Annotated in this window: 11 protein-coding genes; 7 read left to right on the top strand and 4 right to left on the bottom strand. The window is 65.0% G+C overall.

Annotated features, from left to right (window positions below):
* Positions 1–92: 92 nt before the first annotated feature.
* Entirely contained in the window at positions 93–1571 is a 1479-nt protein-coding gene (locus JHX87_RS09690) for a Y-family DNA polymerase (protein ID WP_271885324.1), read from the top strand.
* A gap of 23 nt (positions 1572–1594) precedes the next feature.
* Here JHX87_RS09690 and JHX87_RS09685 read toward each other — a convergent pair whose 3' ends face one another.
* The gene (locus JHX87_RS09685) at positions 1595–2059 is read right to left on the bottom strand and encodes an SRPBCC family protein (protein WP_271885325.1); all 465 of its coding nucleotides are present in this window, start codon (positions 2057–2059) and stop codon (positions 1595–1597) included.
* Positions 2060–2109: 50 nt separating this feature from the next.
* Between JHX87_RS09685 and JHX87_RS09680 the strand changes: the two genes are divergently transcribed.
* Entirely contained in the window at positions 2110–5439 is a 3330-nt protein-coding gene (locus tag JHX87_RS09680; RefSeq protein WP_271885326.1) for an error-prone DNA polymerase, read from the top strand.
* Between the two features lie 12 nt (positions 5440–5451).
* On the opposite strand, the gene JHX87_RS09675 is transcribed toward JHX87_RS09680, so the two are convergent.
* From JHX87_RS09675 to JHX87_RS09665, 3 genes are all read right to left on the bottom strand, one after another.
* Positions 5452–6402 carry a TIGR03571 family LLM class oxidoreductase gene (locus tag JHX87_RS09675; protein ID WP_271885327.1) on the bottom strand — a complete coding sequence of 317 codons (951 nt, stop codon included), beginning with the start codon at positions 6400–6402 and terminating at the stop codon, positions 5452–5454.
* Between the two features lie 123 nt (positions 6403–6525).
* The gene (locus tag JHX87_RS09670) at positions 6526–7989 is read right to left on the bottom strand and encodes an alanine/glycine:cation symporter family protein (protein ID WP_271885328.1); all 1464 of its coding nucleotides are present in this window, start codon (positions 7987–7989) and stop codon (positions 6526–6528) included.
* Positions 7990–8136: 147 nt separating this feature from the next.
* The gene (locus JHX87_RS09665; protein WP_271885329.1) at positions 8137–8787 is read right to left on the bottom strand and encodes a GntR family transcriptional regulator; all 651 of its coding nucleotides are present in this window, start codon (positions 8785–8787) and stop codon (positions 8137–8139) included.
* Between the two features lie 289 nt (positions 8788–9076).
* Between JHX87_RS09665 and JHX87_RS09660 the strand changes: the two genes are divergently transcribed.
* The 5 genes from JHX87_RS09660 (at position 9077) to JHX87_RS09640 (ending at position 15271) form a co-directional block, all read left to right on the top strand.
* Entirely contained in the window at positions 9077–10312 is a 1236-nt protein-coding gene (locus tag JHX87_RS09660; protein WP_271885330.1) for an NRAMP family divalent metal transporter, read from the top strand.
* 61 nt (positions 10313–10373) lie between these two features.
* On the top strand, positions 10374–11144 hold the full coding sequence (locus tag JHX87_RS09655; RefSeq protein ID WP_271885331.1) for a LamB/YcsF family protein: 771 nt from the start codon (positions 10374–10376) through the stop codon (positions 11142–11144).
* Positions 11144–11929: a putative hydro-lyase gene (locus tag JHX87_RS09650; protein WP_271885332.1), complete on the top strand. Its 786-nt coding sequence runs from the start codon at positions 11144–11146 to the stop codon at positions 11927–11929. The genes JHX87_RS09655 and JHX87_RS09650 overlap by 1 nt, the downstream gene beginning before the upstream one ends.
* Complete coding sequence (locus tag JHX87_RS09645; RefSeq protein WP_271885333.1) at positions 11926–13497, top strand: 5-oxoprolinase subunit B/C family protein; 1572 nt, start codon at positions 11926–11928, stop codon at positions 13495–13497. The genes JHX87_RS09650 and JHX87_RS09645 overlap by 4 nt, the downstream gene beginning before the upstream one ends.
* Positions 13498–13504: 7 nt before the next feature.
* On the top strand, positions 13505–15271 hold the full coding sequence (locus tag JHX87_RS09640; RefSeq protein WP_271885334.1) for an acetyl/propionyl/methylcrotonyl-CoA carboxylase subunit alpha: 1767 nt from the start codon (positions 13505–13507) through the stop codon (positions 15269–15271).
* Positions 15272–15446: the final 175 nt, after the last annotated feature.

The following is a 15446-nucleotide window of genomic DNA, read 5'->3' as shown; positions in this document are numbered from 1 at the left end:
GGCAGGTTTTTGTTACTCCTCCTGCAAGGCTGTGATCACCGGCCAGCCGCTTTTGGCTTAACTGGAACAAAACAAGAACATATAATGGGGCCATGCGTGATGGAATCACCCGCCGTATCGTGTCCCTCTGGATGCCGCGTCTGGCCAGCGACCGGGTTTTGCGGGCATGGCCGGATGAGGGCCCGTTTGCCCTGACGCTGAACCAGAAGAACACCAACCGAATCTCTTGCCTGAATGCCCCGGCCGAGCGGCAGGGCCTGTATCGCGGGATGCCGCTTTCCGATGCGCGCGCCTTTTGCCCGGAACTGAACAGCCGTCCCGGCGACCCGGCGGCGGATTGGCGCTTTCTGATGGGGCTGCGGCGCTGGCTGACACGCTATTGCCCCTGGGTCGGGGTCGAGGGGCGCGACGGACTGGTGCTGGATGTGACCGGCTCGACCCATCTCTGGGGCGGAGAGGCTGCGATGCTGGCCGATCTGCGACAGCGTTTTGCCGGGGCCGGTCTGTCGGTGCAGATCGGTCTGGGCGATACGCGGGGGGCGGCCTGGGCGCTGGCGCATCATGGCGAAGGGGTTGCCCACCCGCAGCAACCGCTGGCCGCGCTGTCCCCTTTGCCGGTGGCCGCGCTGAGGCTGGAGGAAGAGGTGGTCACGGCCCTGCAACGGCTGGGCCTGCGGACCATCGGGGATCTGGCCGCTGCTGCCCGCGCCCCGCTGGCCCGCCGCTTTGGGCCGGGCCTGCTGATGCGGCTGGATCAGGCGCTTGGCGCGCAGCCCGAGGAAATCGCCCCGCTGCAAGAGCCGCCCCATTACGGCGTGCGGCTGAGCCTGCCCGAACCGATCGGATTGCTGGACGATCTGATGGCCGGGATCGAACGTCTGCTGGTGCGGCTTTGCCAGAAACTGGACCGGCAAGAGGCGGGGGCGCGGATGTTGTGCCTGACCCTGCGGCGGGTGGATCAAAGCGACCGCCGGATCGAGTTGCGTCTGGCGCGGCCCTTGCGGGATGCGGCGCGGATCCTGCCGCTGTTTGCGCGCGCCATGGGCGATGTCGATGCAGGTTTCGGCATCGACCAGTTGCGGCTTGAGGCCCGGCAGGTCGAACCCTTGCCGGTCGAACAGGTCAATCATGTCGCTTCGGATCGTCAGGATCGGCTGGACGATCTGATCAGCCGGATCGGCACCGGGATCGGGCTGGAGAATATTCAGCGCATCCTGCCCGCCGACAGCCATATTCCGGAACGCAGCTTCATCATCGCGCCTGCGGCCTATTCCCGGGCGGAAGATGGCTGGTCGCATAGCCCGCCGCGGCCATTGATGCTGTTTCCGCCCGAATTCATCAGCGCCAAGGGCGCGCGCCCGCCACGGAAATTCCGCTGGCGGCGGGTGCAGTTCACCACGCTGCGGGTCACGGGCCCGGAACGGATCGCGCCGGAATGGTGGCTGGATGACGAAAACTGGCGCAGCGGCCTGCGCGATTACTGGCGGGTCGAGACCCGGCAGGGGCGGCGGCTGTGGCTGTTTCACACGCCGCAGGATCCGGGCTGGTATGTGCAGGGGGAATTCGCATGACGATCCCCCCGATGCGCCCCGGATCAGGACGCCTGCGCCAGCCTGTTCCAGTTTTCATTGGCATAGCCATGGGCAAAGCCGAACCCGGCCCGCATCACCATCCGGCCGGGCATGCGCAGCACCCCTTTGGCGTCAAAGCTGGTGCGGCGCGTCACCCGCGTCAGGCGATCGTCCAGCACCTCCAGCCGGATATCATCGGCGACATGGTCGATGAAGGGCTGGCCCCAGTAATCGCTGTCGATCAGGTGATAGGCAAAGCGTTTGCAGGGATCGGCCACATCGATGACCTGATCCATATAGCCGCGCGTGGTGATGCAGCGGCGGATACTGCCCGGACTGCCATCGCCCTTGATGACAGAGCAGGAAACGGCCTTGGGCAGACCAAAGCGGAATGGCAGGGGGATGCGGTCATCCATTCTGGCTTCGAAGAAGAACGGCCAGATCGCCTCGGGCCGGGCGGGAATATCTACGGTGCTGACAAGGTCCATGCGAAATCCTTTGCGTCTCAATCCGGCCGTTTTAACCGGGACTGCAGGGAATGAACATCGGCCCATCCCCCCAAGGTTATGCCGAACTTTGCGTGACCACGAATTTCACCTTCCTGACCGGGGCCTCGCATCCGGAAGAGATGGTGACGACGGCGGCTGAACTGGGCCTGACGGCCATTGCCATCACCGACCGCAATTCGCTGGCCGGTGTGGTCAGGGCCTATTCGGCGCTGAAGATCCTGCAGCGCAAGGCGGATGAGGCCGTCCGGATCCGGTCGCAGCATCGGATCGACAGTTGCTCTCGTCAGGAAATCGGCGCGCCGCAGGATATTGCCCGGCCCGATGCGGAGCATCTGCCAAAGCTGATCACCGGCTGCCGGCTGGTGCTGCAGGACAGTGCCGTGGAATGGCTGGCCCTGCCGACGGATATGGCGGCCTATCGCAGGCTGTCGCGGCTGCTGACCCTTGGGAAACGGCGGGCGGGCAAGGGCGAATGCCTGCTGGAATTGCAGGACCTGCTGGACGGTTGCGCGGGCATGATCCTGATCGCGCTGCCCGGAGATGGGCTGGAGGCCGCCGCCCCCGATCTTCATCGCATGCAGCGGCGCTTTCCGGCCCATGTCTTTCTGGGGGCTGCGCCACGCTATGACGGCTCGGATCAGGATTACCTGAATGCCTGCGCCCGCCTTGCCCTGCGCTGTTCGGCCCCGATGGTGGCGGTGGGCGATGTGCTGATGCACCGGGCCAAGCGCCGACAGCTTGCCGATGTGCTGACCTGCCTGCGCGAGGGCTGTACCATTGACAGCATCGGCACCCGCGCCCTGCCCAATTCCGAACGGCGGCTCAAGGGTTATGCCGATATGGTGCGGCTGTTCCACAACCACCCCGCCGCCCTGCGCCGGACGCTGGAGATCGCCGCCCGCTGCGCCTTCAGCCTGTCCGAACTGCGCTATCAATATCCCGACGAGATTGCCGAGGGGGGCGAAAGCCCGATGGACCGGCTGAAACGTCTGGCCAGCGAAGGCCTGTCGCGCCGCTATCCGCAGGGTGCGCCGGAACGGGCGCTGCAGCTGATGGCAAAGGAACTGGCCGTCGTGGAGGAACTGAACTTCCCAGCCTATTTCCTGACGGTCCATGACATCGTGCAATATGCGCGCAGTCAGGGGATCCTGTGTCAGGGGCGCGGATCGGCCGCCAATTCGATCCTGTGCTATCTGCTGGGCATCACCGATGTGTCGCCCGATCTGATCGGCATGGTCTTTGAACGCTTCGTCTCGCGCCACCGGGGCGAACCGCCCGATATCGACGTGGATTTCGAACATGAGCGCCGCGAAGAGGTGATTCAGTGGATCTATCGCCGGTATGGCCGCCACCGGGCGGGGCTTTGTGCCACGGTGATCCATTTCCGGTCGCGCGCCGCGATCCGCGAGGTCGGCAAGGTCATGGGCCTGTCGCAGGATGTGACGGCGGGTCTGTCGGGCTCGATCTGGGGCTATTCGGGCGAAGGGCCTGATCTGGACCGGGTGCGCGAACTGGGGCTGGATCCTTCGGACCGGCGGCTGTCCCAGACGCTGAACCTGATCGGCCAGTTGATCGGCTTTCCCCGCCACCTGTCCCAGCATGTCGGCGGTTTCGTCATCACCCGCGACCGGCTGGATGAACTGTGCCCCATCGAAAATGCCGCGATGGAGGATCGCACGGTGATCGAATGGGACAAGGACGATATCGACGCGCTTGGCATTCTCAAGGTCGATGTCTTGGGTCTGGGCATGCTGACCTGCATCCGCAAGGCCTTTGGGCTGCTGGACCTGCATGAGGGCCGGGCGCTGACCCTGGCCAGCGTGCCGCCGGAGGATCCCGAAACCTACCGCATGCTGCAACTGGCCGATGCGGTGGGCGTGTTTCAGGTCGAAAGCCGGGCGCAGATGAATTTCCTGCCCCGGATGAAGCCGCGCGAATTCTATGATCTGGTGATCGAGGTCGCCATCGTCCGCCCCGGTCCGATTCAGGGCGGCATGGTCCAGCCCTATCTGCGGCGCAGGCAGAAACTGGAAGAGCCCGAACCTTTCGGGCCAGAGCTTGAGGCCGTGACCCGCCGCACCCTTGGCGTGCCGCTGTTTCAGGAACAGGCCCTGCAAATTGCGGTGGTGGGGGCGGGCTTTACCGCCGAAGAGGCCGATCACCTGCGCCGGGCGCTGGCTTCGTTCCGGCGCATGGGCACGATTGGCGCGCATCGCGACAAATTCATCAATGGCATGCTGGCGCGCGGCTATTCGCAGGATATTGCCGAACGCTGCTTTTCCCAGATCGAGGGCTTTGCCGATTACGGCTTTCCCGAAAGCCATGCGGCGGCCTTTGCGCTGCTGGTCTATGTCTCGGCCTGGCTGAAATGCCATCATCCGGCGGTCTTTGCCTGTGCGCTGCTGAACAGTCAGCCGATGGGGTTCTACGCCCCCGCCCAGATCGTGCGCGACGCGCGCGAACATCAGGTCGAGATACGGCCCGTCTGCGTCAATGCCAGTGCCTGGGACAATACGCTGGAGCGCCGTGCCGATGGGGTGCTGGCGCTGCGGCTGGGCTTTCGGCAGGTCAAGGGGCTGAAACAGGCGGATGCCGAACGGATCGCGGCGGCGCGGGGCAATGGCTATACCGATCCGCAGGCGGTCTGGCTGCGCGCGGTCATCCCGCCCCCGGTGCTGGAACGGCTGGCCGAGGCCGATGCCTTTGCCGGGCTGGGCCTGAAACGCCGCGATGCCCTGTGGCAGGTCAAGGCGATCCACGGTCAGCAGCCTTTGCCCCTGTTCGACGATCCGATCGATGGCGAGGTCATCGACGAGCCACAGGTGGCGCTGCCCGACATGCATCTGGGCGAAGAGGTGGTCGAGGATTACGTCGCCACCCGTCTGACCCTTCGCGCGCATCCGATGGAATTGCTGCGCCCCTCGCTTCCCGGCCTGACGGCGCATGACAAGCTGGTTCAGGCACCGCTGGTCCGTACCTCGGTCTGCGGGCTTGTCATCACCCGCCAGCGCCCCGGCACGGCCTCGGGGGTGATCTTCCTGACGCTGGAGGATGAAACCGGCGTCAGCAATGTCGTGGTCTGGAAAAAGGTCTTTCAGCGCTTTCGCCGCGAGGTCATGGGCGGGCGGCTTTTGCGCGTGACCGGCATGCTGCAGCGCGAAGGGATCGTGGTGCATCTGATCGCCCGGCATATCGAGGATGTCTCGCATCTGCTGGGGCAGTTGGGGCATCCGCTGGAAGAGGCCGTCGGGCGCACCACGCCGCAGACCGATAACGCCCCGCGCCCCCTGCCACAGCCCCGCGCGATGCACCCCCGAGAGCAGGCCAAACGCCTGTTTCCCAGCCGGGATTTCCACTGATGCCGATGGCCCTCAGCCCTGCGGCGCGGGGGTAAGGGCGGGCAGCACATCGCGGGCAATCGTCGTCAGGCGATCCTGCGCCAAGCTGCCATTCGGCGGCAGGTTCAGCAGCACGTGATGCACACCCGTATCGCGCATCTCTTGCAGGATCCGGGACAGGCCAAGGGTGCCCGTGCGATAGCCCAGCTCGATCTCTTCCACGGCTGCGGCGGGATCTGTCTGCAGATCAAGCCGCAGCCCGGTGCTGAAACTGCGGAACTGCCCTGGTGCGTGACGCGCGACGGCGCTGCGCCACAGCATGTACCGGTCGCGCTGAACCGCCGAAGGGCGGTGATAGGTCACCCAGCCCGCCGCATTTCGGGCAATCCATTCCAGCGTCTGGCCGCCTGATCCGATGGCCAGCATGGGGATGTCGCTGGCCGCCGGGGGGCGCAGTTCAAAGGCCATGTCCGGCCCAGCCGCCTGATGCAGGATGCGCGGCGGTCGCTGCAGTGCTGCCGATAATTCGGTCCAATGCTGGCGATACAGCTGCTTGTGATCGGCGGCATCCTCTCCGAAAGCATCGAATTCTTCGCGACGGTCGCCCGATCCAAGCCCCAGGACAAAGCGCCCCGGTGCCAGCCGGTCCAGCGAGATGGCAGATTTCGCGATATGCAGCGGGTGGCGCAAGGTCAGCACGGTCGCCGCCGTCCCGATGGCGATCCGCCGCGTAGCAAGGGAAAGCGCGCCCAGCATCGCGAACGGGTCGGGATGGCCGAACGCCTCGGGATACCAGGGCCCGTTCAGCGGCACATCGCGGACCCAAACCGCATCGAAGCCCAGATCATCGGCAAGGGCGGCCAGATCGACCTGCTGGCGGAAATCGACCTCATCGCCCTCGCCGTCGCGGATCGGCAGCACGATCCCGACCGACAGATGGCCCTCGCGGAACAGGTTCCGGCGGCGGTCAGGTTTTGTGGTCATGACAAGGCCTTTCCCTGATCTGCTGCCCTGTTCTGCCAGGAACCGGCGGCCACCGAAAGCCGACAGCGCCCGGAACGAAAAATGCCGCCCCGGAAGGGCGGCATTTCATCCTGTCCTGTCTCATCAGGCCTGACGTTCTTCGCCGCGCTTCCATTCCTCCCAGCTGGACTGGCCCTGCATGAACGCCTCGATCTCGGCGGCATTGGCCTCCAGCTTGGGGTCATGCTGCAGGTAGAAGCGGGTTTCGCGGGCGATCAGCCCGGATAGCAGCAGCAACCCGATCAGGTTCGGAATCGCCATCAGCCCGTTCATCACATCCGAGAAGTTCCAAACCACGCCCAGCTTCACCGTGCAGCCGATAAAGACGACCAGCGAAAACAGCACGCGGAAGGGCATGACGCCGCCGCGTCCGCCAAGCCGCTCGACGTTCCGTTCGCCGTAATAGGCCCAGCCCAGAATGGTGGAATAGGCAAACAGCGTCAGCCCGACGGTGACGATCCAATGGCCCCACTGCCCCGGCAATCCGTGGCTGAAGGCCTGACCCGTCATGATCGCGGCCGAGATCCGTTCGCCGGTGGCCGGGTCGATCTCGTGCCAGACGCCGGTGGTGATGATGACCAGCCCGGTGCAGGTGACAACGATGATTGTGTCGATGAAGGTCTGGGTCATCGACACCAGACCCTGACGCACCGGATGCGTGGTCTGGGCCGAGGCCGCCGCGATGGCCGCCGATCCCATGCCGGATTCGTTCGAAAAGATGCCGCGCGCGACGCCATATTGCACCGCGATCATGATGGTCGAGCCGAAAAAGCCGCCAATCGCCGCGCTGCCGGTAAAGGCTTCGCTGAAGACCTGCCCCAGCGCGGCGGGAACCGCGCTGATATTGGCCAGCAGGATGTAAAGCGCGCCCAAAACGTAGAACAGGATCATCGCAGGCACCAGCGCCGAGGTGACGCGGCCAATGGATTTGATCCCGCCGATCAGCACCACCAGCGTCAGACCCGACAGGATCAGCCCGGTGATCCAAGTCGGGATCGCAAAGCTGCTGTCCAGGTTGGAGGCGATCGAATTGCCCTGCGTCAAATTGCCGATGCCGAAACAGGCGCAGACCGCGAAGATGGCGAAACTGATGGCCAGGAACTTGCCCAGCCCGCCGGGGATCCCGCGTTCCAGATAATATTGCGGGCCGCCGTTCTTTTCGCCCGCTGAATCGGTGGTGCGAAAACGCACGCCCAGAAACGCCTCGCTATATTTCGAGGCCATGCCCAGCAGCGCCGTGACCCACATCCAGAACAGTGCGCCCGGCCCGCCGGTGCTGATCGCGGTGGCCACGCCGACGATATTGCCGGTGCCGACGGTCGCCGCCATGGCCGTTGTCAGCGCCTGAAACTGCGAAATATCGCCGTCATCCGTATCGTCGCTGCGCTTGATCAGGCCAAGGCGCAGCGCGGGCCACAGGCGCACGAACTGAATGCCGCCCAGCTTGATGGTCAGATAAAGACCGGTGCCCAGCAGCAGCGGAATCAACAGAAATGGCCCCCAGACGATACCGCCGATCTGGCCTAGAAATGCTTCCAACTGATCCATGATCCTCTCCCTCATATCGCGCCGCTCATGCCCGCGCGCGCCATTCCACGACGCGGCGCGGTTCCCGGGACCGGACGCGTCTTTCCCAGCTTGCGTTGAACGCCGATTTCAGCGTCGGCGCAAGCCCCGCTGGAATTGGACGGGGGATCAGGAAATTCGTGCGAAAGCGGCCATGACCGCGCGTTCGGATTGTTCCAGATAATCCTGCAGCATCTGGGCGGCGCCTTTCGGGTCGCCCTCTTCCAGTCGGGTCAGGATCGCCCGGTTCTGCTGGATATAGGGGCGGTGCAGATGCTCTGGATTGGCCAGAAGGCCGAAGGCCAGGCGCAATTCGACGATGATCTGCGCGAAAAAGGCCGTCAGGCGCGGGCTGTCACTTAATGCGACGATGGCGGTGTGGAATTCCATATTGGCGCTGCCGATGGCCTGCCAGTCTTGCGCATCCTGCAGGCTTTCCGCACGCTCGACCGCGGCGCGCATCCGGGCGACCGCGTCGTGCCGGGGCCAGGCTTGCGCCAGCGCCGGAACCTCGATCAGGCGGCGGACGCGGAAGATATCCAGAACCGAGGCCATCGAGGGCGTGGCGACAAAGACACCGCGATTGGGCTCATGCCGCAAGATACCCTCGCGGGTCAGCAGGCGGAACACCTCGCGCAGCGTGTTGCGAGAGATGCCAAGCTCGGCCGCCAGTCTGGCTTCGGACAGGCGTTGCCCCGGCGTCAAGCTGCCGCTGGCCAGTTGCTCGCGAAGTCTGGCGGCGGTTTCTTCGGCAAGGCTGGGCGAGGTGGCTGGGGTCATGTCACGGTCCTGAATGGCGGCCGATCATGGGCCGGAAGCTGCAAGAGGATCAAGCATGTTCCGCCGCTGATTCGCGTATTTCCCCGATATTTTCACGCAATCGGATGATAGCAGCCTGACAGGAAAACAGGCCGGCGCCCAAGAAACAGGCATAATATCCCTACGTTTCAGCTATATTGTTCAACAAAATATAAAGCATTGATAAATAATTCTTGACCGATTGACGAACTGAATGCAGGTTCCAGCTATTCCCAGACCGATATCCACCCTTGCAGCAGGAGCATGACTGATGAGCCAAACCCCACAGACGTCCCCCATCCCGACCGAGGTGATGCGGGGCGGATTTCTGGCCGCGATATTTCTGATGGCGACCTCGGCCGTGGGGCCGGGATTCATCACCCAGACGGCCACGTTCACGGCCAAGCTGGGTTCCGCATTTGCCTTTGCGATCATGGCCTCGATTGTCATTGATTTTGTCGTGCAGCTGAATATCTGGCGGATCACCGCGCTGACGCGGCGCAATGCGTCCGAAACGGCGAATGCCGCGATCCCGGGATCGGGATATCTGCTGGCCATTCTGGTGATGATCGGCGGTCTGGCCTTCAATGTCGGCAATATCGCGGGCGGCGGGCTGGGCCTGAATGCCATGATCGGGCTGGATCCCAAGATCGGCGGCGCGATTTCGGCCCTGCTGGCCATCGGGGTCTTTCTGTCGCAGCGGGCCGGTTTCCTTCTGGATCGGGCGATCATCGGATTGGGTATCCTGATGATGATCATGACGGTGTTCGTCGCGCTCAGTTCGAACCCGCCGGTGGGCGATGCGCTGCGTCAGACCATCTTTCCCGAGGTGATCGACTTTGCCACCATCACCACCATCGTGGGCGGCACGGTCGGCGGATATATCACCTATTCCGGCGCGCACCGGCTGCTGGACAAGGGGCTGGTCGGGCCGCAAAACCTGCGTGCGGTCACCAATGCCGCGCTGTCGGGCATCGCGATGACCGGCGTCATGCGCTTTGTGCTGTTCCTGGCGATCCTTGGCGTCGTGGCATCGGGCGTCACGCTGGATCTGTCCAGCCAGGCGGCCAACCCGGCGGCACAGGCCTTTGCCGCGGCCCTGGGCGAATGGGGCATGCGCATCTTTGGCGTGGTGCTGTGGGCGGCGGCCATCACCTCGGTCATCGGGGCGGCCTATACCTCGGTCAGCTTCATTAACGTCTTCCAGCGCCTGAACGAGCGCAGCCGGAATATCGCGACGGTGATCTTTATCGGCTTTTCGCTGCTGGTCTATCTGATGATGGGCACCGCGCCCGCAGCCATTCTGGTCTTTGTCGGCGGCTTCAACGGCCTGATCCTGCCCATCGGCCTGTCGATCTTTACCTATGTCGGCTTTGCGCGGTCCGACCTGATGGGCGGGCACCGCTATAACCGGCCCTTGCTGATTGCCAGCGCCATCGTTTGCGTGCTGACATGGTATATGGGCTTCAAATCCATCGGCCCGATCTTTGCTTTCTTGAGCGTGTAATCCCGCAGGCGGCCCGATTGCCGGGCCGCCTTGTCCACAGCCACCGGAGATAGAGAGTGCTATGACTTCCATCGACCTGAACAGCGACCTTGGCGAAGGCTATGGCGCATGGAAAATGGGCGACGACGAGGCGATGCTGGATATTGTCAGCTCTGCCAATGTGGCCTGCGGTTTTCACGCGGGCGATCCGCAGGGCATCCTGACCACGCTTCGTCAGGCCGCTGCGCGCGGGGTCGCGGTCGGGGCGCATGTGTCCTATCCCGACCGTGTCGGCTTTGGCCGCCGCCCGATGGATGTCACCTCGGCCGAGCTGACGGCGGATGTCATCTATCAGATTGGCGCGATGCAGGGGCTGGCGACAGCGGCGGGCACGCGCGTCAGCTATGTCAAGCCGCATGGCGCGCTGTATAACACCATCGCCGGTGATGCGCGTCAGGCCGATGCGGTGATTGCCGGGATCCGCGAGGTCGATCCCGGCCTGATCCTGATGGGGCTGGCGGGCGCGCCGATCCTGTCGCGCGCGCAAGAGGCCGGGCTGGCCACCGTGGCCGAGGCTTTCGGCGATCGCGCCTATACGCCGCAGGGTCATCTGGTCTCGCGGCGCGAAGCTGGTGCGGTGCTGCATGATGCGAAGATGGTCGCGGCGCGCATGGTGCGGTTGGCCACCGAGGGCGTGATCGAGGCGATTGACGGCTCGACCCTGACGCTGAAGGCCGACAGCATCTGCGTGCATGGCGACAGTGCCGGTGCGGTCCAGATGGCACAGCACATCCGCGAGGGGCTGATCGCGGCCGGTGTGACAGTCGCCCCCTTCGCGCCGGAGGCAGGCTGATGCTGCCCGATCCCGAAACGGCCCGCGCCGCCCGCCTGATCTGTCGCGACGGTGCCGTGGCCCCCACGGCAGGCATGGCGCCCGGTTTCACGCAATGCAACATGATCTCGCTGCCACGCGATTGGGCGTGGGATTTCCTGCTGTTCGGGCAGCGCAACCCCAAGCCATGCCCGATCCTGGATGTGACCGATCCGGGCGACTTCCGCACGTCACTGGCCCCGGATGCCGATTTGCGCCGCGATATCCCGCTGTATCGCGTGTGGCGCGATGGCGAACTGGTGGACAGCCTGCCGGATGTCACCGATCTCTGGGCAGAACAGGGCGATCTGGTCACCTTTCTGATCGGCTGCTCTTTCACCTTCGAAACGCCGTTGCAGCAGGCCGGGATCGAGGTGCGCCATATCGCCCAGGGCCGCAATGTCCCGATGTTTCTGACCAACCGCGCCTGCCGCCCCGCAGGGCGCCTGCATGGCAATATGGTGGTCTCGATGCGTCCGATCCCCGCCGATCGCGTGGCCGAGGCGGCCATGATCTCGGGCCGTTTCCCGGCGGTGCATGGTGCCCCCATCCATATCGGTGCGCCCGAGGCCCTGGGGATCACGGATCTGACGCAGCCTGATTTCGGTGATCCGGTCGCGATCCATCCGGGCGAGGTGCCGGTCTTCTGGGCCTGCGGCGTGACCCCGCAGGCGGCGGTCATGGCATCCAGGCCGCCCTTTGCGATCACACATGCCCCCGGACACATGTTCATCACCGATATTCCTGACAGCCGGTGGCAGATATGACGATGCGTTTCCTGCCCGTCGGTCCGCGCAGCCTGCTGGTCGAGCTTGAGGATCTGGAACAGACGCTGGCGCTGTTCGATGCCTTGCTTGCAGATCCGATCGCGGGCATTGCCGAGATCATCCCGGCGGCCCGGACCCTGATGATCCGCACGGCGCCGGGCATCGGCGCCGATGCCGCGCTGGCCGCCGCGATCCGTGACCGCCACCGCCCCCTTGCCGCGCGGGATCAGGGCGACAGCGCCGCCGATGTGGTCGAAATCCCCATGACCTATGATGGTCAGGATCTGGAGGATGTGGCCAGCCTGATGGGGTTGACCGTGGCCGAGGTCATCGCCGCGCATCAGGCCGCGACATGGCAGGTGGCTTTTTGCGGCTTCGCGCCGGGCTTTGCCTATATGACCTGCGACGACCCGCGCTTCGATCTGCCGCGTCGGCAATCGCCCCGGACCCGGATCCCTGCGGGCTCGGTCGCGCTGGCGTCGCGCTTTTGCGGGATCTATCCGCAGGATACGCCCGGCGGCTGGCAGTTGATCGGTACGACGAAACTGCCGATGTGGGATCTGTCGCGCGATCCGCCCGCTGTGCTGCAGCCGGGGCGGCGGGCGCGCTTTGTCGAGGGGCAGGCCAAGACCCATCCGGTGACCTCACCGCCCGCAGAACAGGGGGCGGCCGGGCTGACCCTTCTTTCGACGGCCTTTCCCATCGTTTTTCAGGATGACGGGCGACCGGGGCAGGGCGGGCAGGGGGTTTCCGCCTCTGGCGCGCTGGACCGTGCCGCGCTGCATCGCGCGAACCGGGCGGTCGGCAATCCCGCGTCCGCGCCTGCGCTGGAAATCACCATGGGCCCGGTCCGGCTGCGCGCCGATGCCGCCGTGACGCTGGCCCTGACCGGCGCGGCGGACCGGGTGGACCTGATCGCCGGGGGGCAGACGCTTTCTGTCGCAACGGGCAGCGCCTTTGCGATGGATGCGGGCGACGAGTTGCTGATCCACTCGCCACGGCGCGGGATGCGCAGCTATCTGGCGCTGCGTGGCGGCTTCAGGGTTGCGCCTGTCCTTGGCTCTGCCGCGACCGATACGCTGGCCTTCATCGGCCCCGATCCGTTGACGGCTGGCGCGCGTCTGTCGCCCGCCGGGGCGCGCAGCGTGGCGGGCGCCGCAGCAGAGCCTGTGCCCGATCTGCCCGGACCGGATGATCTGGTCTCCTTGCCCGTGACCCTTGGCCCGCGCGCGGATTGGTTCACGCCGCAGATGATCGACCGCTTTCTGACGCAGGAATGGCGGGTCAGCCCGCAATCCTCGCGCGTTGGGATCCGGCTGGAAGGTGATCAGCCCCTGACCCGCGAGGACAGCCTTGAACTGCCCTCGGAAGGCACGGAAACCGGCGCGATACAGGTGCCGCATTCCGGCCAGCCGGTGCTGTTTCTGGCCGATCATCCGCTGACTGGCGGCTATCCGGTCATTGCCACCCTGCTGCCGCAGGCGCTGGACCTGGCCGGTCAGATCCCGCCCGGCGCGCGGATCCGTTTCACGGCTGAACATGATTTCACCCCCATTGATCCGAATTGAGGCGACCATGACCCTGTTTACCCAAGGCCCTGACTTGCAGCCCCTGACGCGTCTTCTGATCGCAAACCGGGGCGAAATCGCAGTGCGCATTATCCGTGCCTGCCGTGACGAAGGCATCGACTCCATCGCCATCTATGCCGACAGCGACCGCGACGCGATGTTTGTGCAGATGGCCGATCACGCCTATGCTCTGGGCGGTGAAAAACCGTCCGAGACCTATCTGGACGCCGACAAGATCATTGCCATCGCCCGAAAAGCTGGCGCGGATGCCGTTCATCCGGGCTATGGCTTTCTGTCCGAACGCGCCGATTTCGCTCAGGCGGTGCGCGATGCCGGGATGATCTGGATCGGCCCCGATCCGCAGGTCATTCAGGCGCTTGGCGACAAGATCGAAGCCCGCCGCATCGCCGAGGCGGTGGGCGCGCCGCTGGTCGCGGGCACGCCCGGACCGGTCGAAAGCGCGGCGGACGCGCTGGCCTTTGCGCGCGAACACGGTCTGCCCATCGCGATCAAGGCGGCCTTTGGCGGCGGCGGCCGCGGGATGAAGGTGGCCTGGCGTCTGGAAGAGGTCGAGGAACTGTTCGATTCCGCGACCCGAGAGGCGCTGACCGCCTTTGGTCGCGGCGAATGTTTCATCGAACAGTTTCTGGACCGGCCCCGCCATATCGAGGCGCAGGTGCTGGCCGACCGCCACGGCACCGTGAAGGTGATCGGCACCCGCGACTGCTCGCTTCAGCGCCGCAACCAGAAGCTGGTCGAGGAAGCCCCGGCCCCGTTCCTCAGCGATGAACAGCGCGAAAGGATCCACGATTCCGCCCGCCGGATCTGCGCCCATGCGGGCTATAGCGGCGTGGGCACGGTGGAATATCTGCTGTCGGCCAATGGCACGATTTCCTTTCTGGAGGTGAATACCCGCCTGCAGGTCGAACATCCTGTGACTGAGGAAACCACCGGCATCGACCTGCTGCGCGGCATGATCGCCGTGGCGCGCGGGGCAAGGTTGGCGAATGATGACGTGCCCGCGCCGCGCGGTCATGCGATCGAATTTCGCATCAATGCCGAAGATCCCGCCCGTGGCTTCTTGCCGACCCCCGGCCCGGTGACGCAATTCGACGCACCCGCAGGCCCCGGCATTCGCGTTGACAGCGGGGTGCGCAGCGGCTCGGTCATTCCGGGCAGTTTCGATTCCATGATGGCCAAGCTGATCGTCACAGGCGCCACCCGCGCCGAGGCCTTGCAGCGTGCGCGCCGCGCTTTGGCTGAATTCACCATTGATGGCGTGGCAACCGTGCTGCCCTTTCACCGCGCCGTGCTGGAGGCCGAGGATTTTCTGGCCGAGGATGGCGAATTCCGCGTCCATACCCGCTGGATCGAGACCGATTTCGCCGATGCGCTTGCCCGTGCCGTGGCCCCTCATGCCCGCGTCACCCCGGCGCAGATGCCGGATCTGCTGCGCGTCGGGATCGAGATCGACGGCAAACGGCACGAGCTTGGCCTGCCCCCGGGCCTGCTGTCAGCGGCACCCGTCGCCCAGAGCACGGCCGAACCCGCGCCAGAGGCGGATGAAAGCGCCCTGACCGCCCCGGTTCCCGGCACCCTGACGGCCTGGCAGGTCGAGGATGGGGCCAAGGTGGCGGCGGGCGATGTCATTGCCATCATGGAGGCCATGAAGATGGAAACCCGTGTCGAGGCGCATCGTGCCGGGCAGTTGCGCCACGGCGTCCAGCCGGGCAGCGTTCTGGGCTTTGGTGAGGTGCTGGGCCACATCACCTGATCATGGCGAAACACCTGCATAAGATCCGATTTCTCATCCTGCGGTTGATGATAAGCGCCGATAAGCTGTCTTGACATATCTGACTAATTCTCTCAGCTTACTGCTGATAACCATCGCTCTGGGCTGACGGGCCGCAGCGACAGGAGAGACGCGGTGAAAGAGTTTCGAAGGACGG

It is taken from the genome of Paracoccus fistulariae, from assembly GCF_028553785.1.
In the GTDB taxonomy this organism is placed as follows: Bacteria; Pseudomonadota; Alphaproteobacteria; order Rhodobacterales; family Rhodobacteraceae; genus Paracoccus; species Paracoccus fistulariae.
The sequence above is the reverse complement of the archived record's forward strand: the minus strand, read 5'-3'. Positions and strand labels throughout refer to the sequence as shown.

Coding starts and splice junctions, on each gene's coding strand:
- JHX87_RS09690 (WP_271885324.1), top strand. CDS start 93: ATGCGTGATGGAATCACCCGCCGTATCGTGTCCCTCTGGATGCCGCGT.
- JHX87_RS09685 (WP_271885325.1), bottom strand. CDS start 2,059: ATGGACCTTGTCAGCACCGTAGATATTCCCGCCCGGCCCGAGGCGATC.
- JHX87_RS09680 (WP_271885326.1), top strand. CDS start 2,110: ATGAACATCGGCCCATCCCCCCAAGGTTATGCCGAACTTTGCGTGACC.
- JHX87_RS09675 (WP_271885327.1), bottom strand. CDS start 6,402: ATGACCACAAAACCTGACCGCCGCCGGAACCTGTTCCGCGAGGGCCAT.
- JHX87_RS09670 (WP_271885328.1), bottom strand. CDS start 7,989: ATGGATCAGTTGGAAGCATTTCTAGGCCAGATCGGCGGTATCGTCTGG.
- JHX87_RS09665 (WP_271885329.1), bottom strand. CDS start 8,787: ATGACCCCAGCCACCTCGCCCAGCCTTGCCGAAGAAACCGCCGCCAGA.
- JHX87_RS09660 (WP_271885330.1), top strand. CDS start 9,077: ATGAGCCAAACCCCACAGACGTCCCCCATCCCGACCGAGGTGATGCGG.
- JHX87_RS09655 (WP_271885331.1), top strand. CDS start 10,374: ATGACTTCCATCGACCTGAACAGCGACCTTGGCGAAGGCTATGGCGCA.
- JHX87_RS09650 (WP_271885332.1), top strand. CDS start 11,144: ATGCTGCCCGATCCCGAAACGGCCCGCGCCGCCCGCCTGATCTGTCGC.
- JHX87_RS09645 (WP_271885333.1), top strand. CDS start 11,926: ATGACGATGCGTTTCCTGCCCGTCGGTCCGCGCAGCCTGCTGGTCGAG.
- JHX87_RS09640 (WP_271885334.1), top strand. CDS start 13,505: ATGACCCTGTTTACCCAAGGCCCTGACTTGCAGCCCCTGACGCGTCTT.